The organism is Corynebacterium lipophilum (assembly GCF_024102595.1).
Classification (GTDB): Bacteria; Actinomycetota; Actinomycetes; order Mycobacteriales; family Mycobacteriaceae; genus Corynebacterium; species Corynebacterium pseudogenitalium.
In genome coordinates this window covers 254664-280346 of the sequence record NZ_JAEUWV010000002.1, presented here as the reverse complement: position 1 = coordinate 280346, position 25683 = coordinate 254664, and the positions used below count along the sequence as shown (strand labels likewise).

25 protein-coding genes and 2 pseudogenes are annotated in these 25683 nt (G+C 59.9%); 10 read left to right on the top strand and 17 right to left on the bottom strand.

The genetic code is table 11. The features are described from left to right. Window positions 1-440: 440 nt before the first annotated feature. The gene (locus tag JMN37_RS03270) at window positions 441-1757 is read left to right on the top strand and encodes an HtaA domain-containing protein (protein ID WP_071572843.1); all 1317 of its coding nucleotides are present in this window, start codon (window positions 441-443) and stop codon (window positions 1755-1757) included. Here the strand turns inward: JMN37_RS03270 and JMN37_RS03265 are convergent. Together JMN37_RS03265 and JMN37_RS11295 are read right to left on the bottom strand one after the other, a co-directional pair. Beyond that, window positions 1754-3046 (bottom strand): hypothetical protein, encoded by a 1293-nt coding sequence (locus tag JMN37_RS03265; protein ID WP_071572842.1) that lies wholly within the window; start codon window positions 3044-3046, stop codon window positions 1754-1756. The two genes, JMN37_RS03270 and JMN37_RS03265, sit on opposite strands and share 4 nt — an antisense overlap. A 41-nt stretch (window positions 3047-3087) precedes the next feature. Beyond that, the gene (locus JMN37_RS11295; protein ID WP_255365781.1) at window positions 3088-3405 is read right to left on the bottom strand and encodes an Abi family protein; all 318 of its coding nucleotides are present in this window, start codon (window positions 3403-3405) and stop codon (window positions 3088-3090) included. A gap of 136 nt (window positions 3406-3541) precedes the next feature. Here JMN37_RS11295 and JMN37_RS03255 point away from each other — a divergent pair, with 136 nt between their 5' ends. From JMN37_RS03255 to JMN37_RS03230, 6 genes are all read left to right on the top strand, one after another. Then, window positions 3542-4687 carry an ImmA/IrrE family metallo-endopeptidase gene (locus JMN37_RS03255; RefSeq protein WP_071572840.1) on the top strand — a complete coding sequence of 382 codons (1146 nt, stop codon included), beginning with the start codon at window positions 3542-3544 and terminating at the stop codon, window positions 4685-4687. Next, entirely contained in the window at window positions 4688-5173 is a 486-nt protein-coding gene (locus JMN37_RS03250; RefSeq protein ID WP_071569468.1) for a DUF4411 family protein, read from the top strand. A gap of 274 nt (window positions 5174-5447) precedes the next feature. Then, the gene (locus JMN37_RS03245) at window positions 5448-5708 is read left to right on the top strand and encodes a hypothetical protein (RefSeq protein ID WP_070465412.1); all 261 of its coding nucleotides are present in this window, start codon (window positions 5448-5450) and stop codon (window positions 5706-5708) included. Window positions 5709-5793: 85 nt separating this feature from the next. Beyond that, entirely contained in the window at window positions 5794-6534 is a 741-nt protein-coding gene (locus JMN37_RS03240; RefSeq protein WP_071566607.1) for a hypothetical protein, read from the top strand. A 12-nt stretch (window positions 6535-6546) separates the two neighbouring features. Beyond that, entirely contained in the window at window positions 6547-6741 is a 195-nt protein-coding gene (locus JMN37_RS03235) for a hypothetical protein (RefSeq protein ID WP_071566606.1), read from the top strand. Beyond that, the gene (locus tag JMN37_RS03230) at window positions 6704-7432 is read left to right on the top strand and encodes a hypothetical protein (RefSeq protein WP_177224253.1); all 729 of its coding nucleotides are present in this window, start codon (window positions 6704-6706) and stop codon (window positions 7430-7432) included. The genes JMN37_RS03235 and JMN37_RS03230 overlap by 38 nt, the downstream gene beginning before the upstream one ends. 247 nt (window positions 7433-7679) lie before the next feature. On the opposite strand, the gene JMN37_RS03225 is transcribed toward JMN37_RS03230, so the two are convergent. Then, on the bottom strand, window positions 7680-8357 hold the full coding sequence (locus JMN37_RS03225) for a TetR/AcrR family transcriptional regulator (RefSeq protein ID WP_071569465.1): 678 nt from the start codon (window positions 8355-8357) through the stop codon (window positions 7680-7682). Window positions 8358-8448: 91 nt separating this feature from the next. Between JMN37_RS03225 and JMN37_RS03220 the strand changes: the two genes are divergently transcribed. After that, window positions 8449-9678 carry an MFS transporter gene (locus JMN37_RS03220; protein WP_070495012.1) on the top strand — a complete coding sequence of 410 codons (1230 nt, stop codon included), beginning with the start codon at window positions 8449-8451 and terminating at the stop codon, window positions 9676-9678. Here JMN37_RS03220 and JMN37_RS03215 read toward each other — a convergent pair whose 3' ends face one another. From JMN37_RS03215 to JMN37_RS03195, 7 genes and pseudogenes are all read right to left on the bottom strand, one after another. Then, window positions 9679-9819 (bottom strand): hypothetical protein, encoded by a 141-nt coding sequence (locus JMN37_RS03215; protein WP_232745367.1) that lies wholly within the window; start codon window positions 9817-9819, stop codon window positions 9679-9681. It abuts the gene before it with no gap. Window positions 9820-9934: 115 nt separating this feature from the next. Next, complete coding sequence (locus JMN37_RS03210; RefSeq protein WP_252931015.1) at window positions 9935-10711, bottom strand: ATP-binding protein; 777 nt, start codon at window positions 10709-10711, stop codon at window positions 9935-9937. Continuing rightward, window positions 10708-11289, bottom strand: coding sequence for a Mu transposase domain-containing protein (locus tag JMN37_RS03205; RefSeq protein ID WP_071572837.1), 582 nt, complete (start codon window positions 11287-11289; stop codon window positions 10708-10710). The genes JMN37_RS03210 and JMN37_RS03205 overlap by 4 nt, the downstream gene beginning before the upstream one ends. A gap of 177 nt (window positions 11290-11466) precedes the next feature. Beyond that, entirely contained in the window at window positions 11467-11601 is a 135-nt protein-coding gene (locus JMN37_RS11410) for an integrase core domain-containing protein (RefSeq protein ID WP_177221753.1), read from the bottom strand. Between the two features lie 45 nt (window positions 11602-11646). Beyond that, window positions 11647-11988 (bottom strand): annotated as a pseudogene (locus JMN37_RS11405) (DDE-type integrase/transposase/recombinase); the annotation flags it as partial. A 79-nt stretch (window positions 11989-12067) separates the two neighbouring features. Continuing rightward, window positions 12068-12361: an addiction module antidote protein gene (locus JMN37_RS03200; RefSeq protein WP_070362126.1), complete on the bottom strand. Its 294-nt coding sequence runs from the start codon at window positions 12359-12361 to the stop codon at window positions 12068-12070. Continuing rightward, window positions 12358-12666, bottom strand: coding sequence for a type II toxin-antitoxin system RelE/ParE family toxin (locus JMN37_RS03195; RefSeq protein ID WP_070482101.1), 309 nt, complete (start codon window positions 12664-12666; stop codon window positions 12358-12360). The genes JMN37_RS03200 and JMN37_RS03195 overlap by 4 nt, the downstream gene beginning before the upstream one ends. Before the next feature lie 163 nt (window positions 12667-12829). On the opposite strand from JMN37_RS03195, the gene JMN37_RS11290 reads away from it, so the two are divergent. Continuing rightward, a complete protein-coding gene (locus tag JMN37_RS11290) occupies window positions 12830-12961 on the top strand; it encodes a hypothetical protein (RefSeq protein ID WP_255364819.1) in 132 nt (43 codons plus the stop codon). Window positions 12962-12972: 11 nt separating this feature from the next. Here the strand turns inward: JMN37_RS11290 and JMN37_RS03190 are convergent. Together JMN37_RS03190 and JMN37_RS03185 are read right to left on the bottom strand one after the other, a co-directional pair. Then, window positions 12973-17929: pseudogene (locus tag JMN37_RS03190) on the bottom strand (DEAD/DEAH box helicase). 739 nt (window positions 17930-18668) lie between these two features. After that, the gene (locus tag JMN37_RS03185) at window positions 18669-19571 is read right to left on the bottom strand and encodes a 1,4-dihydroxy-2-naphthoate polyprenyltransferase (protein ID WP_143110526.1); all 903 of its coding nucleotides are present in this window, start codon (window positions 19569-19571) and stop codon (window positions 18669-18671) included. A 48-nt stretch (window positions 19572-19619) separates the two neighbouring features. On the opposite strand from JMN37_RS03185, the gene JMN37_RS03180 reads away from it, so the two are divergent. Beyond that, window positions 19620-20459, top strand: a complete 840-nt coding sequence (locus tag JMN37_RS03180) for a glycosyltransferase (RefSeq protein WP_071572834.1) — start codon at window positions 19620-19622, stop codon at window positions 20457-20459. Here JMN37_RS03180 and menE read toward each other — a convergent pair. The 5 genes from menE to JMN37_RS03155 all read right to left on the bottom strand — a co-directional run bounded on the left by menE (window position 20456) and on the right by JMN37_RS03155 (window position 25664). Further along, complete coding sequence (gene menE, locus JMN37_RS03175; RefSeq protein ID WP_071572833.1) at window positions 20456-21583, bottom strand: o-succinylbenzoate--CoA ligase; 1128 nt, start codon at window positions 21581-21583, stop codon at window positions 20456-20458. The genes JMN37_RS03180 and menE overlap by 4 nt on opposite strands. A 6-nt stretch (window positions 21584-21589) precedes the next feature. After that, on the bottom strand, window positions 21590-22804 hold the full coding sequence (locus JMN37_RS03170) for an ATP-binding protein (RefSeq protein ID WP_252931014.1): 1215 nt from the start codon (window positions 22802-22804) through the stop codon (window positions 21590-21592). Between the two features lie 68 nt (window positions 22805-22872). Next, complete coding sequence (locus JMN37_RS03165) at window positions 22873-23631, bottom strand: ATP-binding cassette domain-containing protein (RefSeq protein WP_252931013.1); 759 nt, start codon at window positions 23629-23631, stop codon at window positions 22873-22875. Next, window positions 23632-24678 (bottom strand): ABC transporter permease, encoded by a 1047-nt coding sequence (locus JMN37_RS03160; protein ID WP_252931012.1) that lies wholly within the window; start codon window positions 24676-24678, stop codon window positions 23632-23634. Further along, window positions 24675-25664, bottom strand: coding sequence for a substrate-binding domain-containing protein (locus JMN37_RS03155; RefSeq protein WP_252931011.1), 990 nt, complete (start codon window positions 25662-25664; stop codon window positions 24675-24677). Before JMN37_RS03155 ends, JMN37_RS03160 begins: the two co-directional genes overlap by 4 nt. Window positions 25665-25683: the final 19 nt, after the last annotated feature.

Below are 25683 nucleotides of genomic sequence, written 5' to 3'. Positions count from 1 at the left end.
TGGGGGCGATGTGAACTGCCTTGCTTATATACTCAAACGGACTCGTCAACCAAAACGGTACGGGATTAGCTGAGAAACGTGAGTGATGTCTTGCTTCCTATTCGCTCCTCGGTTAACGCGTCAAGCGAGAGAGCGAGTAGAGTCTCCGACTCGAGTGCGCTCTTGCAGAAGGAACCTCTCCCGAATACCGACGAAGCGTCGGAACATCGGGAGGGGTTCCTTCTTTTTTACGCTGTTGCCGGAGCGCGACAGCATCGTTCAGAGGCCCGCTGATGACCAGATGTAGCGGTATTCCCCGTGTGCGGAGCCAGGTGTTCCCGTCGACCGGAAGAGGTCGACGGGAACGAACGCCTCAAAATCTGCCCGGAAACCTTTACTCCAAACCATATATTGCACTAAGGTAAGGCAAGCCTAATATTTACACGAGGAGGGTGAACCTTATGAAGAAGTCCCAACGCAGGATCTACGCCACGCTACCAGCGCTGCCAGTGCTGCCCGCGGTTGTGCTCGCGGCAAGTCTCGCCGTCGCGCCGCTGGCCGTCCCTGCCCAAGCACAGGAGGCTGACACTACGGCCGCCGCGTCCGTCGCCGCAGCTCAGCCCGCTGGGTCAACACCGCTTGCTGACGCCCAACCCCAAACCCTGGAGTGGGAACTGAGCAAACGCGCCCTGCTGTGGGACGCCGCAGTGGAAGGGGAGGGAGTCTCCGTCGTCCCGGTGGACGAGTCCGAGCCGAACAATGGGAGCCTGAAGCTGACGAAGGCGACCGGCTGGGTCGACGAGGACACCAAAGCGCTGTCGGTGCAGTGGACCGGCCAGGTGACCTACACGATTAACGGGGCGCAAACGATCTCCTTCAAGGACTTCGCGCTCGAGGTCGATGCGGAGGGCGCCGGTAAGATTACGGCGGTCGTGAGTTCGGCGGACCCGAACCAGGCAGCAAATAATAAGGAAGCGAAGCGGGTCACCGTCGCGACGTTCAAGGGTGCCAACGTTGCCGTCGATGGCAAGACAGTGATGGTGGGGGCGACGCCGGAGTACGAAGGGGTCGTCTATAAGCGGGATGAGGACATTTCCTACCCGGATGCATGGCCGACTGAGCTGGTGAACAACGTGACGGACTCGGTGCGGTCGTGGTTCTACAACTCCGGGAGCAGGTGGGAGGACCAGAAGAAGCCGGCGCCGTTTGCTGTGACGCTGGAGCTCGGCGAGAAGCCCGAGAAGCCTGCCGAGCCGGAACCGGCACCAGCGCCAGGGCAGCAGCCAGAAGGCGGCATCCGCGATGCCTCGATTAACCGTGACGGCCACCTGATCCTGACCTTCACCAACGGCACGACCAAGGACCTCGGCAAAGTGGTGGGGAAGGACGGCAAGGACGGCCGCAACGGTGTTGATGGTAAGGACGGTCACGATGGTCGTGACGGCCGCGACGCGCCTGCTGGTCGAGACGGTAAGGATGGACGCGACGGTACCGCAGGAAAAGACGGCGCCCCAGGCAAGGAAGGCGCCGCAGGCGCGGACGGCAACAACGGCAAGGACGGCCGCGGTATCGCGTCGGTGAAGGTGGATAAGGACGGCAAGCTCGTCGTGACGTTGACGGATGGGACGGTGCTGCCGCCGGTCGAGATGCCGTCGGTGCAGCAGCAGGGTATGGCCCCGGAGTCGATTGTGGCGATTGTGCTGGGGGTTATCGCCACGCTGTTGGGTGGGTTCGCCGCGTTGCATACGCTCGCGGCGAGCATCCTGCCGAAGATCTAACGCTGCAGGCGCTTCAGTAGCGCCGCGATCACGGGGGACTGGGTAGCCAGGCCAGCAACGACGGCGAGTAGGGCTGCCCCGCCCGCGATCAGCACCGCGCCCCAGGCCGGGAACTTGGTAGGGGCAGCAGGGGCAGTGGGCTCGGCAGGCACGGTAGGCGCTGCAGGCACGGTAGGCGCTGCGGTCGTCGAAGTCGGGGTGGTCGGAGTGGTCGTCGGTGCCTCCTTCGCCTCTGCGACTTCGACCTGCACCGGGTTGGTCGGCATGGTGAAGCGCAGCGCCTGCGTCGCGGGGTCGACGGTGTAGTCCTTCACCCCGGTCACCGACCACTTCGCCTTCGCGGCCAGGGGGTTCGCCAGGGTGACGTCGGTGCCGGGCGCCACGTACTCGCCGTACTCGTGCGCGATGCCGGCCGCGTACAGTCGCTGGCTGATCGGCTTATCGACGTCCCCTACGACAAAGCGCGTCGACACCCCGAAGTCTGTGGTGACGAACTTGCCGTTGACCCATCGGCTGGCGTTGACGGAGGCTTGGTAGACGCCGGGGTCGGCGTCGTCGAACTTGGCGGTGCGGGCATTGGGGTCGGAAAGGTCGAGGCTGCGTAGTGTTTTGGCACTGGTGCAGTGTTCGACGCACTCGATCTGGGCGCGCCACGCGGTGCCGGGGACGGACTCGGGGTAGTCCCACGCGACGGTGACGTTGCGCTGCTGGTCGATCTCGCCGCGGACGTTGGATGGCGTCGCTACGTGGTCTGTTGTTACCGACGGCACCTTGAAGGTGACGCCGCGGTCGAAGTAGCGCTCGCTGAGCGCCAGGGCGTGCGCCGCCATGATCCCGACCGTGTAGGTTTGCCCAGGTTGTAGCGTGTTTGCCTCCACGAGTAGATCGAGGTCCAGCTTCCCGCCGTTTTCTTCCATCACGGCGGCGGGGATCCAGCGTGCGACGAGCGCGTCGCCGTCGCCGGTCATGGTGGAGCAGTGGTTGAGGCGCCACACCCGCGTCGGCGTGAGCACCACGTAGACGCCGTTGGACGCCCCGGGCGTCGACGCCGGGTTGATTCCCGAACCCTTCAATTTGAACGTGATGTCCTTGGTTGGGTCGATGGTGTCGGGGCCGGTGACGTCGAATTGCACGCCGAGGTTCGGGTGCCGCGTGTCGAGTTCGCCGGTGCAGCCGGGGGCGGTGGCGGCGTCGATAGTTGGGAAGGCGTGCGCGGCCGCAATGTTAGTGCTGAACAGCGCGAATAGAGCAGTGCCCGTTGCGACGCGACGCCGTGTGGATACGTTCAAGATGAGACTCCCCTCATTGGGTAACTTAGGTTAGCCTTATCTTAAATGTCTATCGCTATTGTGTGCAACGGCTGGCACGCTTTTTGACGCCCCGAGAGTTTCTTACGTCGTTCTGGTGGAGAGATCTCGAGGCGTTCCGCAATCTTGAACTGATCCGCAGATGGGAGCCCCGAATATAGTTTGGAGACGTCGCTGAAGTCCATAGGCTCGGCAATAATCCACAGGGGAAATTGCCCACCGCTCAGGTCAGCGCGGTGACGGTGGGGCGACGCCGGAGTACGAAGGGGTCCGTCAGATTGCAATAAGAAATCCAGCCCACACTCTGAGCTTGGCTCGGAGGCGGGCTGAACGATTGACATGAATCCTAGCGTTCGTGAGGTTAGTTCCACAAGCATGAAAACTCGTTTGTATCAATTTGCTAGCTGTAGCTACCCAGAGATGTTTGTCGGGCTCCTCCGCTAAGGTAAAAACTACGTAACTAGCGGGAGGTGAGTGATGGCTGTTCGAGTCGACATTGCAGAGCCGACGCTGCGCTGGGCGCTGCAGCGTACCGGCAGCACGGTGGAAGAACTTGCCCAAAGAAGTGATTTTCGGTTGGTCCGGCAATGGCTGGAAGGCAAGGTGTCGCCGACGCTGCGTCAGGCTGAGCACTTGGCATCGCTCGCATGTATCCCGTTTGGTTACTTGCTTCTCGACGGCCCCACGGACGATCAGCCGGATTTCCCAGATTTTCGCACCGTGGATAGTAAGAAAGTAACTGAGTTCAGCCCAGCGTTGAAGGAGACGATTTATACCTGTGAGCGCCGCTTGAGCTGGTATGCAGAATTTGCGCGCGTGGAAGGAATTGATCCTCCAAATTTCGGTGGTGCCTGGACACTGCGTGATAGCCCGGACGATGCGGTGTGTGCATTGTTACCCCAGCTTGCCGATGTCGGATGGAGGCCGGGTAAAGCGCCCACTGGTCGGGAGAATGTGCTGGAATTAGCGGATGCAATTGAGCACTGCGGTGTCTTAGTGATGCGAAACTCCGTACTTGGAAATAACAACCACCGCAAACTCGACATCGACGAGTTTCGAGCTTTCACACTGTTTGATGGTCCCTATCCCTTGATCTTCGTTAACGGCAGTGATTACAAAGTTGGGCAGTACTTCAGCCTTGCTCACGAGCTAGGCCACGTACTGCTCGCTGCAGAAGGTCTCACAGGTGCCATGAATGATCATCACGATGTGGAGCGATGGTGTAACAGGTTTGCAGCTGCCCTGCTTCTGCCACAGCATGCGTTGTTGCAGGAGTGGGACCGTAATCCCGACCTGAATAACATAACTCAGTGGGCATACGATGCGTACCGCGTGAGTGCGGATACGGCGCTGTGGTCGCTGGTGGGGCAGCGTCGCCTTGGCAAACCACAAGTGCAGGAATTCCTTCGGCAACGTCCCTCGAACCTCAAGCCTCCGGTTGTTGGCGGAGGCGGCGACTTTTTCGTCACGTTGAAGTCGCGGCTGGGTGGCCGATTTTTGGACACCGTCACCGGGGCATATGTAGACGGTGCAATTTCTGAAGAGGAGGCTTCGCGTCAACTGGGGATTGCCAAGACCGAGACGTTGAAGAATACGGTTACTCGTGCGCAGGGGGTCGCATAGATGTACCTCATCGATACGAATATCGTGATTGGTGCGTTCAATCATCGGCCACGGGACATTTTTGAAACGTACTGGCGGCAGTTCGATTCGTTTTTCTCCAATGGTCAGTTTTATTTTCACCAGACTGTAGAAGATGAGTTGCTGAAACGAGATGACGAAAAGTCACAGTGGCTGAGAAGCTTCGTCCCTACGTCGCAGATTCTCACTGTGACGCAAGAAGAGGTTGACTCCTATCGTGCGGTAACACAATGGGTGCGTGATCGTAAGGATGCTCCCTATGAAGAAAGCGCAATTCGAGAATTTCTGCGCGTTGCAGATTCTTGGATAGTGGCGAGTGCGCATGCCCGAGACTTCACCGTGATTACGAACGAGACCCCGAGTCCGCGAAAACAAACGCGGGTCAAGCTGCCTGACGTTGCCAATGGTTTGGGAGTGCAGTGCATGACAGAGTTTGATTTCTTAAGGCAACAAAGCATTATTTTTTAAAACGGCCAATCCGACCCCACGCCACGCTCTATAACCCTTCGACCGTCCCGAGGAACCCCGCGATGATGTCCCGGTACGTGCCGTGCACACACTAGGAGCGGCCATATCTGGAACTGGGTTAAAGAGGACGGCGAGATCAAGTGGTTTGAGGGCCAGTCATCAGATGGACTAATCAATGTTGACGAACGGTTGAAGAAGTTGAAGGCGGGTTCGCTGACGATGATGCGCACGGACGATTTGACACCTACGGATGAAGTTTTGGCGGTGATTAGCGTTGATTGACGTTGCAGCACGGGCGGTGGAGCGCGCTAGGGAGGCGCTGCCCGAACGCCTGTGGTCTAACCGGGTGGTTGTTTACGGTGACGAGGCGATGGTAATGCCGGAGGAAACAGTGCCCATGGTGGTTGGTGACGCTCCCGCCTGGGTAACCCCTACAGGGGTTGTGGCTTTGCCTTCCAACGCTGATACGTGGCCGGAGTGGTACTGGCAGGTGTGTGAGGACGATTCCGCCTGGGTGACCGTCACGCAACACTGACCGCCACCCTGACTCCGCGATACTCCTCCCCGTTACCACCAAGGCGTGGAACACCACCCAAGCCCCCAATGAGGAGACAAACCACATGTCGGATGAAAACACCACCCCCGCAGACCTCGCACAGCAGGCCGCTGACAAGGCGCAGCAAGCCCAGCACGACACCGAGCAGGGCAACTACACCCAAGCCGGTGAACACCTAGGCGAGGCGCAGGCCAACGAGGCGGACGAAGCCGTAGACCTTGACGCGCTACGTAAGCAGCTCGCCCGATACGAAGCGGAAAACCGCAAGTTGAAGAACGAGAACGGCGACCGCCGAGTGAAGGCGAAGCAGGCGGAAGAACAGGCAGCGACGTTGAAGAAACTCGCGCAGGTACTCGGTTTTGAACCGTCCGACGAAGACTCGGAGGAACAAATCAAGCAGGCCAAGGCCGCCGCGCAGGAACGAGAAGCCGAGCGTGACAAGCTCCAGGCCGAACTCGACCGAATGCGCGAGGACAACACCCTACGCAAGCTGGCGAAGGAAAACGGGGCAGCCCCCGACATGCTTGTGCCGTATCTCCGTGGTGTAGGTGATCTCCCGAAGTGGGGCAGCGACGAGTGGGACAGTAAGGCTGGCGAACTCGTCACCAACACGCTCAACTCATTCCCACAGTTCAAGGCGGGTGGGGTAGCACCCCGCACCAGCGGAACCCCAGCCCCACGAACAACAACGATGGCCGAATCCTCACCGCCGATGACCTCAACCGCCTGTACGCACAGGGCAAGTTTGAGGAAATCAACAAGGCAGTGGAGGAAGGCCGTATCAGCCGCTAACAGTTTCCACTAGGAGGAACACACTATGGCAACTCCACAGTCCCACAAGAACTGGGATCCGGTAATTGGCCCCGTTGTCGCGTCCGCGCTCATGCAGCCGCTCAAGGAGACCTGGGCATTCGCGCAGGAAGGCGTGACGAACCGCGAATTCGAAGGTGAAATCAAGGGCAAGGGTGACGAGGTTGTTGTCTCCAACCTTGGCCGTCCCCACCATCCGTAAGTACGACGAGTCCGAAGACATGATTGTTGAAGATGTCGAGTTCGGAGAGCGTAAGTTCAAGACCGACCAGGGCGACTACTTCAACTTCAAGATTCCGCTGGTATCTTCCGTCCAGTCTGCTCTGGACGTGAAGCCGGAGGCAGTCAGCGAGGCAGAGGAAGGCATGTCCGAGCAGGTCGATACCTACATCGGCAAGCTCATGAAGGACGGAGTGAAGAACTCCAACAAGGTGGGCACCCTCCCGCTCGACATTGAGAAGAAGGACGCGTACAAGACGCTGGTGGCGCTGCGTAAGAAACTCAACGCCACTTCGGTTCCGAAGACTGACCGTTTCGTGATGGTTGGCCCGGAGATGGAATCGGCGTTGCTGTACGACGAGCGCCTGGACAAGGCAGTGAACAACAGCAATCTCTTGAACGGTGAGATTGGTCGCCTGCTCGGGTTCCGCATCATTTCCGCGCCGACGGTGCCGACGGTGGCGGGCCGTGAGGTGGTCATTGTGGGCCACCCGATGGCTACCCCGTTCGGCTACCAGATCACGGAGGTGGAGGAATCGTCCATGCTGCCGTTCCGTTTCACCCGTGCGATTACGGGCCTCCAGGTGTACGGCGGTTCCGTGATCCGCCCGGAGGCGCTGGCGACGGCTGAACAGGATGTGGTGGAGCCGACCACGGCGGGTGCTACCGAGTAGACGCTAGCCCGTAGCAGACAGCGAAGGGGTCAGGGTGTGTGCCCTGGCCCCCCTTTACCCATACCTGGATGAAGGGCACACCATGAATAATCCGTATCAGGAAGAACTACTTAACCGTCTCCGTGACCATGAGAACGCGGGGGTGAACGTGAACTGACCCGGCTTATCAACTGGGCTACATCCGCTGTGTTGAAGTACACAGCTGTGCGGGCGCTCACTAAGACGATGATTGAGAAGTGGGTCAGAGTTAAGGCAGCAGGGTGTGTTCGATGCCGTCTAGAATCACATCGATGACGAGGTCGTAGTATTCCTCGGACATCGCTTCTTCTTCATCAGGGTGTGAGAGAGGCTCCAGGTAAGAGTTGACAATACTGGTCAGTCCAACAGATTGAGCCATCATAGGCTCAAGCCTGACAAGCATTTCGTGCAGGTTGTGGCGAGGCTGGATTTGATTGGATGCGCGCAGGTTTCTCGCTCCGATCGTGTGGATGATCGAGTTCGCGATAATTGTGTAGGCCACAGGCGAATTGTCACCAAACCCAGCTTCTTGTAGTTTGGCCCAGGCTCCATCGATCATCGGCAAAAACTGTTCGGTGAACTTGCCCCGCGCGAACCTGTCGGTAATCCCCGGATATGCTAACAATGCGGGGCGTAGATTGTGAGCCATAGCTCGAAACCAGGCTTTCCATTCAAGGTCCGGGTCGGGAACTTCAATCCCGACACATACCCGGTCTACAACAGCATCACAAATGGCTTCCTTGTTTGGAAAATAATGATAAATCACTGAGGGAACCACGCCCAGTTCACGGGCAATGTCCCGTACTGACCATCCCTCAACGCCACTGATCGCGCTTAACTGTACAGCTTGTTTGACAATCAGCTCGCGTGATAGCCCAGCCCTTCGCCCCGTTAGCGCAGTGTTCATAAGGTGACCCTAACTTATTCCTTGACCCTTACTAGAACACCATTCTACAATATCCCTAAGTGAAACAGTGTTCTAGTAATGGAGTGTAGTGATGCCCGACCCTCGTAGTAATAAGCCGACACAGAGCTCTATTGATCCAGGAGCGCAAGCAAACCTGGTAGTGGGAATCGTTTTTCTCGCCTTTATGGGGCAAATGATTCTCAATCCGATCATCGCGCCACTGTCACGACAGATGGGATTGCGGGAATGGCATATTGGCGCCACTATCTCTTTGGCAGCGATTGTACTAGCGAGCTTGAGTGCTTATTGGGGGCGAGCTTCCCAACGTGTCGGCGCTAAACGTGTACTCGCTGCCGGGCTTGTGATCGCGATCATCGCTTTGAGCGCCTTCGGTATTGTCTCCTACCTGGGGATGAACCAGGTAGTTGGCGGTGTCGGACTAGTTTTTGGTGTTGTGATCACTCGTGGTTTGCTCTATGGTGGAGGGATTTCAGCGATCGCCCCGACCGCGCAAGCCCACCTGGTCACGCATGCTGCCAGCGAGAACGGGCGGGTAAAAGCACTGGGCATGATCGGAGCGGCTCAAGGGATGGCCTCCATTGTTGGAGGTGTTACTGGAGGTGTGTTAGCCGCTGCTGGTGGCCTGCTCTTGCCCTTGGTGGTCATGCCCGTTGTGATGGTGATTGGTCTGGTTGTTCTCTTGGTGAGTTTCGCACCTCAAAGCCGAGGGCAACTTTTTGCAAAGCCTCAACGGATTCGCTTCACTGATCCGCGTGTAGCTCCCTGGCTAGCAACTGGTCTGGTGATGTTTCTTGTGTTTTCTTCTGTTGCTACGATTTTTGGATTCACTGTCCAAGACCGCTTCGCCCTGTCGGCAACTGCGACCGCAGGTATTTCCGCGATTTACCTGACCATCATGGGCGTGACCATGATCATTGCCCAAGCGGTGATTGCTCCAAAGACAGGGTGGGGAGCAGCGAAGCTTTTACGTACTGGTCTGGCCATTACACTAGTTGCAACTGTGCTCATTTGGCCTACCTCCTCGCACGCTTTACTGGTTGTCGGGTGTATCGTGCTGGGGGTAGGTATGGGACTGGCGATGCCCGGGTACAACACTGGCCCAACCTTGAAGATGAGTGCAGATGAGCAAGGCGCAGTGGCTGGCATCATCAACGCTAATAATGGGTTGGCGTACGCGATTGCCCCGCTGGCTTCGACCGCCCTTTACGGGTGGAACCCGCTGGCACCCTTCGCCGTCTGTATCGCCTTGATTGCAGTGGTCGTCATCTACGCCCACACCGCACCCGCACTACGCCAATAACTATGAGCGTGCCTGAAGTAGCCGTTCCATCACGTTATCCGCAGGAGTCGGCCCCGAGTAGTCCACCAGCGAGTTGGCTTTGACGACATCGAAAATCTCGTACCAGAGCGTATTCGCCTGCTTGCTAAACGACTGAGACATGGCCACGAATGGGGACGCGATAGCTGTTAGGACCACGGATTTAGTAACACCGTGGTGAGTATCCAGTAACGCCCGGGTGAGTATCGGGTAACACCCGGGCGTTGACTATGAGCCGCTACTGCGTATTGGCTTCTAAGCGCATGTTCGGACCTTGAAGCGTGATGATCTCAGCACCAACGACAAGCCGATTCAGTATCGACTCGGCGAGGACAGCATCCGGGATGGACTTGTACCACTCATCGGGCGTGCACTGGGAGGTGACAATGGTTGAACCCCGGTGTTCACGCTCAACAAGAATGTTGAGCAGCTGGTGTGCTGTGGCAGCATCAATCGGCGTTGTTAAGAAGTCATCAAGCACGAGTACATCAGCCAGGTGGAGATCTTGAAGAAACTCCATGCGTGCTGTGTCATCATGGCGTAGCACCATCAGCTGGTTAGCCAGGGTGTCTGTGCGGAAGAAACGAGCAGAGTAGTCGTTTCTGCACGCAGCGGTAAGTAGTGCTTGGGCCAGGTAGGTTTTGCCGACGGATGATTTGCCGAGGATGACAATGCTTTGCGCTTTTTGACACCATTGGCAGTGAGCGAGTCTGGTGATTTGCTCTTTGTTGAGGTTGCGGCCGGGTGCGTAGGTGATGTCTTCGATACACGCATCGAGATTTGGCGATCGGGATGCCTTGAGTAATTTGTTGACTCGTCGTTCACGCTTGGCCGCGACTTCTTTATCGAGCGCGTAGAGCACCTTGTCAGAAAAGCTCCACGAGTCGAAGATGGGATCTGCTGCAATATCAATCACGGTTCGGCCAAACGCCGTCATACGTAGATCGGTGAAGACAGGCAGGATCGATTCATCAAGAAAGCGCGCTGATGCTGATGCTGGTTGTGGCTGTGTCATGACTGTAGAGGTCCTTTCTTCGTGAGGTTTTCCATACTGAACTGGGCAGACCTACCCAGATATGCGCCGCGGGTATCGCGTGCGTGTTCCACCGGTGGTGTTTCAGGCGGTGTCGTGGCTGGCAGGTCATGGCCTGTCGGGCGGGTTGATTGGTCTTTGCGTACCGCGGCCATCATGTTTTTCACCGCGGTATACGACACGGCCCGCCTTGCGCCATCAGGTGCGATCAGGCGTGCACAGGCTTGTTCCAAGATCACCTTATTGGCGTGTTTGCCCATATTCAGTACGTTTCGCCACGACTGATACGCCTGGGCAGGGATTGCCTTTGCGCTGATGAGTTCTTCGATGACTGTCCGGGTTGCTGGCCCGATCTTGGCTGCTTCACGGTAGAAGTACTCACTGGTCCACAATCCTGTGGTATCAGCCATGTTGGCCGGAATATGATCCACATCGGTGACATAGATCCCCCGGGCTTGGGCAAGCCGGTGGGTTGCAACACGCTGCCCGGCATCAAAGACGGTTACTTCATTGCCAGTGATACGTACATCGACAGTCCGGCCGACAAGCTGGTAAGGCACTTAAGTAACGTGCAGTGTTGACGGTGATGTGGAAGTTGGGGGCGATGTTCGCGCGTTTCCATTCGGTATGCTGCCACGGTGATGTGGGAAGTTCGCCTAGTACGCCGCGTTCAAACTCGTCAAAGAGCATCCTTCTGCTGGTGTTGTGAATCGGCCTGACTTTTTGAGAGTGGCGTGTTACGCGGCGTGAAGGCCTGCGTGGTTTTCTCGTTGGTAGTTGGTGTAGTGCTTGATCGGCGGGATATGCCCGAGCGAGGAATGCAACCGCTCGTGATTGTACCAGTGGACCCATCCGGCTGTGGCGCGTTCCACCTCCCCCCCCAGTTCGTCCACGTCTCTGCCTCGAAATCAATGAGTTCAGACTTGTACAGCCCGATCGTTGACTCCATCAGACCGTTGTCGTAGGCGTCGCCGACAGTGCCGATGGACCCGTCTATCTGATGGACGGCAAGCAGACGGCGGAGATGTGTGGGAGTGTACTGTGAGCCCGCCCGAGTGATGGGGCACCCCGGCCGACTCAAAGTACGGGTCCTGGCGCTGGCGTAGTGCCAGTGCCTGTCGCAGCGCACGGATGGCCAAAGATTTCGTGGCTCGGGTGTCCACGACATACGCCAGGATCTCACGGGTGAATACGTCGGTGACAGAAGCCACGTAGCTGAAACCGCAGCTGGTGTGCACATACGTGAAATCCGCGATCCACCACTGATCGGCGGATAGAGGCCGGACGGGCTGAGCAGAGGCACGTTTGGTTTATTGGTGATGTGATTCCAGTAGGTATCTAGGCATTTTGTGTAGCGAGAGTTATTTTGAGTCCCAGGGCTTTCATGATTTTCGTGATAGCCGCAAAGGACGGGTTACCGTCTTTTGATAGTGACTTGTAGAGGGATTCACGGTTGAGTTGAGTCTCTTTAGCGAGCTGGCTCATGCCGTGTGCCCTTGCAATGTCACGCAAAACCACCTGTACGGTTTTCGTATCGCCGTCTTCGAGTGCGATAGCCAGGTAATCGTTCACTGCTTCTTGGCTATCGAGATATTTGCTTGCATCGAACGCTGAAAATGTTACTTCCTTCACGACTGTTCCTCCCTTACCTGTTGTGCGAGCTTTTGAGCGGTTCGAATATCTTTATCCTGGCTGGATTTATCTCCTCCGGCCAGCAGGAAAACCGTTATTGCGCCTAGTCGGGTGTAGTACACCCGATAGCCGGGCCCGAAATGAAATCTCATCTCGCTAACCTTCTCGCCAACGGGTTTGATGTCTCCAATCATTCTTCCGTGTGCTTCGCATCGGGCTATTGCATACAAAATGCGTCGCTGAGCATGTTTGTCTTTTAGCTCACCTAACCAGGCGTCAAACAAGCTGCTGGAAATGATCTCCACACGCCCAAGTGTAGCCTAAAAGCTACATGGCTCAAGTGGGGGATACGCCTCTCATGGCTGACTCCTCTTTCGGTTTGAAGATTGGTGATGACGCCAGGAAAGCGTCTAAAGACGCTAAAGACGCATGCAGACTTGAGGGTGCGGTTGATGAGTTGAGGTCGAGGTGGATGACACGTCCGCTACGGCCCGGATCTTCGGTGAGGTGTTCAAGGTCAACCTGACGACTGAGGGGCCACCGCACCGCTTTTCGATCATCCGTGATGAAGCCACGCTCTCGAGCCTCAACTGTCAATGAAGCAAACGGCGTTATTCTCGCAGCCCCTCCACGATCCGCACCGTCTCCACCGCAACCCGCGTGACCTTGCCAATCAGATCCACGATGTAGCGCGGGTTGCCAACCTCATCGGCCCAATCGTTCGGGTCGTTGACAATCCCGGACGCCTTGTCCTTCTTCACCTGGTAGCGATCAATCAGCCACGCCAGCGCAGAGCGTGACCCCAGCATGTACTCATCAGCCTCAGCCGGGATACCGGTGATGGTCACGCGCTTGTTGTAAATCAACTTGGTCACGTCGTTGATGTTCTTCCCGGTCTCGGGGTCCTTCTTGCGTGCCCACTTCATCTTCAACACACGCCAGGTATCCGGGTCGGACTCGTCGCCCTTGACCGTGATGTCCAGCGGGTATGGCTCCACGTCCTCGTATCCGACGTGCAGGTCCATGAGTTCCTTGCCGGCGCGCGCAAACTTGTCGAACTCTTCCCGCGTTCCCGGTGTCTCAATGTGCGGCAGCATCTTTTTCAAGTCCGTCGCGTACGCCTCCCGATAGTTCGGGTCGTGCAGCTTGCCGTAGACGAAGTGGAAGATGTCGTCACCAGTGACATCGGCACCCAGCGCGTCACGGTAGACAGCCTTGATCGCGTCGGTGATGTTGTCCTTGCGCACATACCCCGCAACGACCTCACCAATCTGCCCATAGATCGAGGTTTCGCCTTCGCTTATCGACGCCCCTTCGCCAAACAACCCACCATCCCCAGCGTCCACGGGCTCCCAGGTGAAGCGGGGGAAGAACTGTGTCCCTTCTGAACCAAACAGATTAAGGTCAAGGAGCATATCAGCTGCAAAAATACTGTAAGGCTTCACTGCGCCCACGGTCATCTGGGCAAACCCAATGCTGTGGTGGTGCTGCGTCGGGAATATCGACGGCAACTGGTACTGCCTATCGATCAGTTCCTTCGCGAAGTAGCTCCGTTGCTTAAAGAAGGGACGGTACATCGAGGTGTAGGCACGGTCCGTATCAAGCGTGATTTCTGTTCCTCGAGAGAGTTCTTGCTTGAGATTTACATTCCATGAACCCTTCGTGCTGTCGATCAGCTCCGGGTGCTGTGCAAACAACGCATCAACACCCCGCTTGTTTTGCTCGAACCCTTCGCTTCGCAACACAACTTGCGCCTGATCGTAGTTCGCAACGTGCGTCTCGATGTTTTCTACGAGTTGTGGGGTAGAAGACGAATAAGACCACGAGTCGCGACCTGTCTTTAGTCCTGAGGAATACGTTGTGAAGAATGTTGTTTCGTCGCTCTTCTTCTCGCCGATCACGGGCCATGTCCCAAACTCGGCACTACGCTGATTTAGCCAGTCACCGTGCTGATTCGGCGTGATTGAACGCCACTTAATCCGGTCAATTGACGCATTCTCGGCAAACGCCAGCTTCTCTTTACGCTTCTGATAGTCAGGAGTCTGCGCGTAATGCAGGTGGAAGCCGGTCTTGGAAGGATCCTTCACACCGATCAGCACCGCAACGCCAACCCGGATATCAAAGACATTGTCGCCCTCACGCTTGGCTTGTTCGCCACCACCCAAAGAGTTGCCGCGCAGATTGAAAACATAGAGGTCGGTGAAATCCTCGGCCATCGACAGGCGGACACCATCTCCGGTGTTGCCGTCTACCCAGCCGTTATTTGCGATAAACGCCACGACGCCATGATCCCCGATTCGGTCCGTCGCCCACCGGAATGCGCGCAAATATGAGTCGTATAGCGAGTTCTTATTCGTCGCCGTTGACTTCGCCGCGTACGTCTCCGCGATACGCGCATCCAGCGTCGGGTACTTCAGGTTCGCGTTGTTGTCATTCGCTTTTTTCTGACCCGATGAGTACGGCGGATTGCCCACGATGACGTTGATCGGGGCTTCCTTCTGCCGAACGATGCGCTCGTTGTTGTTTCTGAATACCGTGAGGTCGAGGATGTCTCCTTCCTCGTGGATCTGGAACGTATCGGCAAGCGCGATGCCCTCGAAGGAAACGTAGCGGGGGGGGGGGTGCGCTTTCCGAGCGTTTGGCTGCCTCGGCCAGCAACGCGTTAAACGTCGTCTCGATGTTGGCGGCCGCGACGTAGTAAGCCAGCAGCATGATCTCGGTGGCGTGCAACTCGTTGGCGTACTTGCGGGCTAGATCCTTCGGATCAATCAACCCGGACTGCAACAGGCGCACCATAAACGTGCCGGTGCCCGTAAACGGATCCAGGATATGCACGCTCTCGTCGGTTAAACCGCGGCCGAAGTGCTTCTTCGACACATCGTCGGCGGCGCGCAGGATAAAGTCCACGATCTCCACCGGGGTATACACAATGCCCAGCTTGTCGGCGTCGCGCTTGAATCCCTTTTTGAAGAAGCGCTCGTAGAGTTCCTTAATCACCTGCTGCTTCCCGGATGCACTCGTGACCTCAGATGCGCGCACACGCACCGAGGCGTAGAACTTCTCCAACGAGTCAGTCTCGGCATCCAGGTCACTATTGTCGAGGGCATCAACCATGCGCTGCATGACCTGGGAGACCGGGTTGTGGGCGGCGAAATCGTGCTCGCTAAACAGGGCATCAAACACTGGGGCGGTAATCAGGTGCTGCGACAACATGCTGATCGCCTCGTCCTCAGAGATCGAGTCGTTGAGGTTACCGCGCAGGCCCTCGACGAAGGTGTCGAACTCACCACGCAGTGTCGCATCCGCCTGGTCAAGCAGCGCGCGGATGCGGGTGACCTGCGCCTTGGAGATGTCCGCGACGTCGTCGGCCCAATCCTCCCAGTAGGTGCGGGTACCCACCTTGTCCACCAGCTTGGTGTAGATCGCTTCCTGCCACTGCTCAAGCGAGAACAACGCGATCTGCTGGGCTGTCACCTGGTCGGATTCGTGGGCCTCGGTCCGCTCACTGTTCGCGAGTTTCTTCTTCGCCTCCTGCGCAGGATCAACAACTGGCTGGACGGAAATCGGCAAATCATCCTGCACGTTCTCGTTGAGCGCAATCGAGTTCACCTTGGCGTTAAAGCGGTCGTCGTGTGCACGCAACGCGTTGAGGATCTGCCACACAACTTTGAAACGCTGGTTGTCGTTCAGCGCCTCCGACGGCGATGTATCCGGCGCCACCGCCACCGGCAAAATGATGTAGCCGTAGTCCTTGCCTTCCGCCTTCCGCATCACGCGACCAACGGACTGCACCACGTCCACCATCGAATTGCGCGGGTTGAAAAACACCACCGAATCGAGGGCGGGGACGTCGACACCCTCCGAAAGGCACCTGGCGTTTGTGAGCACGCGGCATTCATTCGTCGGCATGTCGGATTCAAGCCACGTCAGCTTCGTGTTGCGCTCCAGGGCGTTCATCGCGCCGTCGACGTGCTGCGCCTGCACATCAAGATCAATATTCAACGTCTGAATGTCGTTCATCACCGCCTTTTCCTGCAGCAGCTCGCGATGCGACTTCACCAGCAGGGGGAACGCCTCCGTAATCGCCTTCGACGTCTTAATATCCTTCGCGAACGCCACCGTGCGGTGCATCGGCTCCGCGCCCTCATCGAAGCCGCCCTTCTTGCCCTGCAAACCTCCCGAGCGCTTCGCCAACGCATTCCAAACGCCGATCATCGCGGAGCCCGTCGTTAAGTTAATGTCCTTGCCACCAGCGGCATTGAACTTGCCCATCGCATCGGCACCCAGCGACTCATCCACAGTCATGATGAGCACCTTGTAGTCCGTCAACAACCCCTTATCGACGGCCTCTCCGAACCCCAACCGGTGAAACTCAGGGCCATACACGGCCTCGTCATCCATGGAGTAGAGCTCCGCCGAATGCTCGACGGCCTTGCCTTTCACGGTCTCGTCGAAAAGTCGGGGAGTGGCAGTCATGTACAGGCGCTTCTTCGCCTTGATGTAGTCACTGTCGTGGATGCGGGAGAAGTTTGACGGGTCCTCCCCAGCGAGCGTGGCCCCTGTGGTGCGGTGGGCCTCGTCGCAAATGACAAGATCGAACTCCTCGAGGCCAGCTTCTTGCGCGTCGTGGATCGCGGGCAGCGACTGGTACGTCGAAAACACGACGCTCAACCCAGCCGCGCGCTTGCGCTTCGACAACCGCTCTGCGATGTCCGCGCCGTTCGTGGACACCGGCACCTCAAGGTCATATGAGGCGATATCCTCCGCCTTGCGCGCCACCTTGCTATCGGAGCACACCGCGTAACTGCGAAGATCCATCCGTGCCTGCGCAGTCCACTCTTTCAACGACTGCGACAACAAACTAATCGACGGCACCAAAAACAACACTCGCGCCTTGCCATAGTGCTCCTCCGCAAAACGCTCAGCCAAGCGCAGCGCCGTAAACGTCTTGCCCGTACCGCAGGCCATAATCAGCTTGCCGCGATCGTGCGCCTTGAACCCCTCCAGCGACTTTTCAATCGCCGTCGCCTGATGTGGGCGTGGCTCAAACGTCTCCCGCAAGGTGAGGTTCACCGACATCTCACTGCCTGGGTAGGCGATATCCCAGTTAATCGGGGACTCCGCAATCGCCGACGTGCCGATCCGGTTCGTGGCGATCAACTGGTTCTCCAACATCGCCTCAGCATTCGACGACCAACGGTCCGTCGTTGAAATAATCAGACGGTTCGCAAACTGCTCCACCCCGCGATCAGTGTGGAACGAGCGCCCCGATGCCTCAAAAAACGAATCCAGCTGCCCCTTCTGGATATGCGTCGTAGGCAGGTAAAACTTGCACTGAATTGCCGTCCACTCGCCGTCATCCATCCGCTTCGCGACGAGGTCAATCCCCACGTCCGCCTTGCCGCCGTTGAACGGCCAGTCCACCCAGCGGTACACCTCAGAGTATTCACTGGACAGCGTCGGGTCTGTCTTGAAATAGTTGACCATCAACTTTTCAAACGCCAGACCCTGCTCTGACTTCGACGGCAGCTTGCGGAGTTCTTCGATGGCATCAGTGAATGTCGACATGGGCAATATTATGCCCCAGCGACACCCCGTGGGGAGAGTATTGGTTGCCTAGAACGGCAGCGCCTGCGCAACCTGTGGAGGCAGTACGCCTGTTCACCGAAAATCGAAGACCGGCCCTGGACTCCCACCGAGGCGGGCAGCGGAACCGGTCATGTTGCCCACAAAGCTACCTGGTTGACGACGGCGAAGCCGTATTTACACACAAAATGTCCCTTAAGACCCGGTCTCACGTTGCTGGTGTGGAAGCAATTAAAGAGGGAGCACCCCTGTAGTGAAAACTACGGAACGCTCCTTCACTCTTTGACCCCTCAGGAAATGCTGATGGGCCTTTTCGCACCTCACTGTAGCGTATTCTTTGAAACACGATGAAAGACTGGGGGATCTTGTGAAGCACAACTATGACCGGCATCAAGGGGAGAGACAGGGATTTGGTGCATAGATTGGCGTAAGCACCAAATTCCTTGATTTGCGTTGCTCGCGCGACTTGGAAAAGACCAGGTCGTGCAGGCCGCGTGAGGGAATTTGGTGTCCTGGGCGAGCGGCGAGTGACAATGGACGCAATTCTGCCGGTCGACCCCGGTAAAACCCCAGGTCGCGAAAGGGGCCATGCGTCTTTTGTCACTGGCGCGGTGGCGGTGTGCACCAAATCCCTTGATTTGCCCGCGTCGGTTTGGAAAAGACCAGGTCACGCAGGCTGCGCAAAGGAATCTGGTGCGCAGAGCCCCAGAGCTCCCAGGCCCTACGCGTACGGCACGACCATCCCGCCGAACGCCAGCGCAACCGTCGTGAGCACGGCCCAGGCCAGCATGGCCTTGCCGTTGAGCCCGAGCACCGGGATGAGGGCTGCACCGGTCGCACCGCTGCGAACCTTCATGATGGCGGCGATCGCCAGTGGCAGCGCCACCAGGCCGACCAGGGCAGGCGCGTACACCAGAGCCAGCAGTACGCTGACTACGAACGGGACGCAGGTCAGGACCGTGAACAGGGTGCGGGCGCGGCTGTCGCCGAGGCGAACCGCGATGGTCTGCTTGCCGGAGGCGGCGTCGGTGGGGATGTCGCGGATGTTGTTGACTAGGTTCACGGATGCGGAGATTGCGCCGATCGCCACGGCGACGAGCAGGCCCTCCCAGGACAGGAAGCCGGTCTGGACGAACTCGGTGCCCATCACGGCGACGAGGCCGAAGAAGATGAAGACACTGACTTCGCCGAGTCCGATGTAGCCGTAGGGGTTGTTACCGCCGGTGTAGAACCATGCGGCGGCGATGCAGGCGGCGCCGACCAGGATCAGCCACCACGCCCCGGCCAACACGGACAGGATGATGCCGAACAGCCCAGCAACTCCGAACGCGATGAAGGCGGCGAGCTTTACGTTCTTGGGGTCGGCGAGTCCGCTGGCGGTGATGCGTGTGGGGCCGGAGCGGTCGTCGTCGGTGCCGCGGATGCCGTCGGAGTAGTCGTTGGCGAAGTTCACGCCGATGATGAGGGCCCACGCCACGAGCAGTGCCAACAGTGCCCGGCCGAGGTTGGCGTGCGCGGTAAAGGCCGCGACGCCGGTGCCGGCGATGACGGGCGCGAAGGCGTTTGGCCAGGTGTGGGGGCGGGAGGCTTCCCACCACGCGTGCAGGTTGGGTTGTGCGTTCATGGTTTCCATCATGCCCCGTGTCGGGCCTGTCGGCTAAAGTGGTGCGCCATGTGGGTCGATTATGCGGCGCGGCAGGCGGTGGCGTCGATAGGCGCGGTGGCGCGTTTGCCCTCGTTACGGTTGGCGGTGCGCTCCGGGCGTCTGGAGTTTCCCGCCGCGGGGCATACCGTGATCAGCCTGACCTCGCACGGCACCCGCTTATCGACGGTCCACCACACCCTCGCATCGCTGTTGGTGGGGACTCGCCGCGTGCCCACCATCCTGTGGCTGGACGCGGAGGACTTCGATGCACCCTGGCCCGAGCCGCTGCAGGAGCTGGTGCAGTGCGGCCTGCAGGTGCGGCGTTCCGACGGACACTACGGCCCGCACACCAAGTACTACGGTACGTTCCGGCAGCTCGCGGGTACGGGGACGAGCGTGATCACGGTGGATGATGACGTGTTGTACCCGAGGTGGTTCGTCGAGAAGCTGGTGGTGGACCCGTTGGCGGTGACAGCTTACCGTGCCCACGAGATCGCGCTGGTGGGCGAGGGGTTCGCGCCGTATATGCAGTGGCGCAGCGTGCGCACCACCGCGCCGAGCCCGCGACACTTCGCCACCGGCGTATCCGGGGTGGCGTACCCGCCCGCGATGGTGGACTACGTGGCCGCCCAGGGCGACGCCTTCCTGCGCGCCGCCCCCAGCGCCGACGACGTCTGGCTCAACATGTGCGCGGTGCGCTCGGGGCACTTTGTGCGGCAGGTCTTCGACAAGCCAAAGGAGTTTCCGCTGGTGCCGGGCTCGCAGTCAGTGGCGCTGGTGCGCAAAAACCTTCGCGGGGGCAACGACGCCCAGCTCGCCGCAAGCTACAGCGCAGAGGACATCAGCGCAGTCGTCAACGCAGGCTAGAACAGGTCGCGCACCGCGGCCCGGTCCACCTTGCCCGGCCCCAACAGCGGCAGCGCCGCCACGCGCTTGAGCTCTTTCGGTACCTGCCACCGTGGCAGGTCCTGCAGGGCATCCATCACGTCCGGCACCTGCGCCTCACCCGCAAACGCAGCGCAAATACGCTGCCCGAAACGCTCGTCCGGCACGCCCACCACGCACGCATCCGTCACGCCGGGCACACCCAGCAGGAAGCGCTCCAGCACCTCCGGCTGCAGCTTCAGCCCACCCGAATCAATCACATTATCGACGCGCCCTTCGACCGTCAGGTGGCCGTCGGCAAGCTGGCCTGCGTCTGAGGTGCGGAACCACCCCGGCTCGGCGAAGTCGGGGTGCTCCGGCTGGTTGCGGTAGCCGCGCGCGACCATGGGGCCGCCGAGCCAGATGCGGCCGTCGCGGATGCGCACGTTGGCGCCGGCGATGGGCTCCCCGTCGTAGACGCAGCCGCCGGAGGTCTCCGAGGAACCGTAGGTGGTGACAACGTTGATGCGCAGCTTCGCCGCCGAATCCAGCAGCGCCGGGTTGGTGGCCGCTCCGCCGACGAGCACCGCGTCGAAGCTGCGCAGCGCGTCGATGCCGGTGAGCGTGGACATCGCCTTGTCCAGCTGCAGCGGGGTCAGCGCCGTGTAGCAGCGGTCCCCAGTCGCCGCGATCTCCGCGGTGCGGGCCGCGAACTCATCCACGTGGAACCCGTGAGTCAGGTCCACAAAGGCGGGCTCTACACCCGCGACCATGCTGCGCACCAACACCTGGATGCCCGCGATGAACGCGGCGGGCATCGCCAGCAGCCACTGGCCCGGCCCGCCGAGCGCCTGGTGGGTTGCGTCCGCGCTGGCTATCAGGTTCGTCGGGGTCAGCAGCGCTCCCTTCGGGGTGCCCGTGGATCCGGAAGTCGCCACCACGAGGGCGACGTCGTCGGCGATCGGCTCGCCCACGCCCTGCGTGTTGCGCAGCAGGTTGGCGCGCGCCGGGTCGTTCGTCGGCACGGGAAGTAGTGCACGCTGGCCGGTCAGCGCCTCCTCGATGGCGGGCAGGATCGCGAGCGGCTTGGCGGGGTCAACGGGGAGGAGTTCCAGGAGCTTCGTCACGAAGCGTTAGTCTAGCGCCCCGCCCGCGAGGACCTCGATGGCGTCGCGCCACGCGACGTTGCCGGTGTCGGGGGCGAAGCGGTCCGTCGATAAGAGGATGCAGCGGGACCCGGCGGGCAGGGCGTCGAACGGCGCGAGCTCGCGCGCGAGCGTCGCAGGTTCGGCCACCGTGAGCGCCACCTGAATGTAGAGGGTGCGCTGGCCGTCGTTAGCGATGAAATCGATCTCCCCACCGGGAACCTTACCGGTGGCAACCTGGTATCCACGGCGGCGAAGCTCAAGGTAAACCATGTTTTCCAAGTCGTGGCCGAAGTTGAAAGGGCGAGAGCCCAGCAGCGCGGTGCGCAGGCCCGGGTCGACGAAGTAGAACTTGCCGTTTGTACTCAGCCACCGTTTGCCCTTCGTGTCGTAATCCCTGCACTGATAAATAAGGTGCGCGTCCGACATGAGGCCGAGGTAGCGGTCCACGGTTTCACTCGACGCCTTGAGGCCCTCGTGCTTGAGGTGGCCCACGATGCGGTTCGTGGACACTGGGTTGCCGGCGTTGTCGAAGAGGAAGCGGGCCACGCGCAGGAAAACGTCGGTGTCGCGGATCTGGCCTCGCAGGGAAATGTCGCGGGTGAAGATGGAATCGAAGAGTGAGGAGTTCGCCTGGCGAATCACGACCGGGTCCGAGAGCTGCACCGTGGCAGGGAAGCCACCGATGGTGACCCACTCCTGGAACGCGCGGTCAAGTCCCGGGCGCGCGTCCGCCGGGTAGCGGAACTCCATGAACTCCGCCAGGGAGAGCGGCAGCATCGGGATCTCGATGTAGCGCCCCGCTAGATAGGTCAGTGACTCGCCAACAAACAAGGAAGCGTTGGAGCCGGTCACGCAGATTTCTAGCTGTTCGTTGAGTCGCAGTGAGTTGATCACGCGCGCCCAGTCCTCCAGTTCCTGCACCTCATCGACGTGCAGGTAGCGCAGTCCTTGTGCGAGCCGGTGTGTCACGGCGTCGTGGAAGGCGGCCGGGTCCCGCAGGGTGGCGTTGGCCTGGTCCTCGAAGTTGATCACCATGATGGCGTCGTCTGGGGTGCCGTGCTTGCGCAGGTGGCGGCGGTACAGCTCGAGGAGGGTCGATTTCCCGCAGCGGCGCACACCGGTGATGATGCGAACGAAGTCGCTATCGGTGACTGCCAGCAGGTTGTCGAGGTACTGCTGTCGAGGGTGCAGGGCTCTCATGGGTTTCGAGTATACCTGAAACTTTCTCCAAAACAGGCGAGAGTTTCAGGTATACCTGAAACGCGCTATTACCTTCCTAGCTCGTGGCTGAGCGCCTCGAGCTCCCCGCCGCCAGCCATCTGGTGGGTCAGCTCCTCCAGGGTCACGTTCTCCCGGGGCTCGTCGAGTTCCTGGCGGCCCAGCTTCAGGATGGTGAAGTGGTCACCGACCAGGAACGCGTGGTGCGGGTTGTGGGTGACCAGGACGACGGCGATGCCGCGGTCGCGGGCGGCGGCGACGAAGCGCAGCACCACCCCAGACTGCTTCACGCCGAGCGCCGCCGTCGGCTCGTCCAGAATCAGGACGCGGGCGCCGAAGTAGACCGCGCGCGCGATGGCCACGACCTGGCGCTGGCCGCCGGAAAGGTTCCCGGCGTCCACCTCGACGTCGGGAATGTCGATGCCCATCTCGAGGAGCTGCTTGGCGCAGATCTGCTTCATCTCGGCGTCGCGGAGGACGCCGAAGCGGCCGGTGAGCTCCTGGCCGAGGAAGAAGTTGCGCCACACGCTGAGCTCATCCACGATCGCTAGCGTCTGGTGCACCGTTGCGATGCCGGTGTCGATCGAGTCTCGGGGAGAGGTGAAGGTGGTTGGCTGGCCGTCGATAAGCACTTCACCCGAGGTCGGCTGGTGTAGACCAGCGAGAATCTTGATCAGCGTGGACTTGCCGGCGCCGTTGTCGCCGAGCACGCACGTGACCTCGCCCTCGTTGACGGCGAGGTTTACCCCGCGCAGCGCGTCGAAGCTGCCGTAGGACTTGGTGATGTTCTTCAGTTCAATGACAGCCACTTAACGCCCCTTGGTGTACTTAGCGAAGGACATGTTCGTAAACACGGCGACGAGCAGCGTTGCGCCGAGGAAGAACTTGAACCAGTCAGGGTTCCAGCCGGCGTAGACGATGCCCTGGTTGGTCAGACCGAAAACGAGCGCGCCGATCGCGGTGCCCACCGCGGTGCCGCGGCCGCCCGTCATAGCGCAGCCGCCGATGACGGCGGCGATGATGTAGAGGAACTCGTTGCCCACGCCCTGGCCTGCCTGGATGGAGTCGAATGCGAACAGGGTGTGCATGCCCACGAACCAGGCCGCGAAGCCCACGCCCATGAACAGCAGGATCTTCACGCGGCGCACCGGCACGCCGACGGCGCGCGCGGCGTTCTGGTCCCCGCCGACCGCGGTGATCCAGTTGCCGAACTTCGTGCGGAACAGCACAAACGAGGCAATCGCGACGAGCAGCAGCCACCACAGCACCGTCACGTTCAGCGTCACATTGCCGACGTCAAACGTGCCAGCGAACACCACGTACGCCGAAGGGAATCCCTCCATGTCGGAGATGATCGGGGTTGCTACCTGGCCGGTGACCAGCTTGGTCACCGCCAAGTTGAGACCTTGCAGCATCAGGAACGCGGCCAAGGTAATCAGGAAGCTATCGATGCCGGTGCGTGTGACCAGGTAGCCGTTCAGCGCGCCGATCGCCAGCGAGATCCCGAGCGCCATGAACGCGCCAACCCACGAGTTGAGGTGCAGGTTGTAGTTCAGCATCGTCGCGGCCAGCGCGGCCGTGGTCACGGCGACGCCGGAGGAAAGGTCGAACTCGCCACCGATCATCAGCAGCCCCACCGCGAGCGCCACGATGCCCAGCGTCGAGGACGCGTACAGGGTGGTCGCGAACGCCTCAAAGGAGCGGAACGCGGGGGCGACGGTCAGGAAGAACGCAAAGATCGCGATGAAGCCCAGCATGGAGGCGAACTCGGGGCGCCGGATGAGCTTGGAAAAGCCAGTGTGCGTTCGTAGCCGGTCATCGCTTGTCGACGCCCCTTCGCTCACCGCCGCGCTCATCGCATGCCCGCCTTCGCTGCCTCGGCGACCTTGTCCACGTTGTCCTTATCTACGAAGCTCGGGCCTGTGTAGACGGGGCGGCCGCCGCCTAGGGTGCCGCCGTTGCGTTTCGCGATCCACAGCGAGTCGACGGCCAGGTAGCCCTGCAGGTACGGCTGCTGGTCGACGGCGAAGGCGACGCGGCCGTCGGCGATGGCGTCGACAAGCTCGGCGTTGGTGTCAAAGGTGGCGACCTGCGCCTTGGACCCGGACTGCTTCACGGACTCCGTCGCGCGCATCGCCACCGGGGCCTGGAGAGCGAAGACGGTGTCGAAGCTCTTGTCTTGCGACAGCTTCGAGGTGATGGTGGACTGCACGGAGGTCAGATCCTGGCCGTTGACGTAGAGCAGCTCGACGTTGCCGTCGAGGCCTTTGCGTACGCCCTCGCAGCGCGCTTCCTGGGAGGAGTTGCCCTGCTCGTGGATGACGCACAGGACGTTCGACTTGCCTTGCTCCTTGAGGCGCTCGCCGGCGGCGTTGCCCGCCACCGACTCGTCCTGGCCGAAGAAGCCGGTCATCCCGTAGTCCTGGTACTTGCCCATACCGGCGTTCAGGCCGACGACGGGGATGCCACGGTCGACAGCGTTGCGCGCTGCGGGGCCGATTGCCTCGGCGTTCGGCATGGTCACGGCGATGCCGTCGACGCCAGCGTCCACCGCCGAGCGCACCAGGTTCGCCTGGTTCGGCGCCTGCGGGTCGGAGGAGTAGCGCAGCTCGATGTTGTCCTTCTTCGCCGCGTCCTCCGCGCCCTTGCGCACGAGGTCCCAGTAGGTGTCGCCCGGCGCACCGTGCGTGACCATGGCCACCACGTACCTCGGCGTATCGACGCCACCAGCGGTCCCTTCAGTGTTCTCGGAGCGGGGTGCGCCGCCTGTTGAGGAGCACCCAACAAGCAACGCCGCAGCCATCAGCGCTGCGGCAAAAAATGTAGTCCGTGTCTTAGCCATTGTATGAGTGTGATCCACC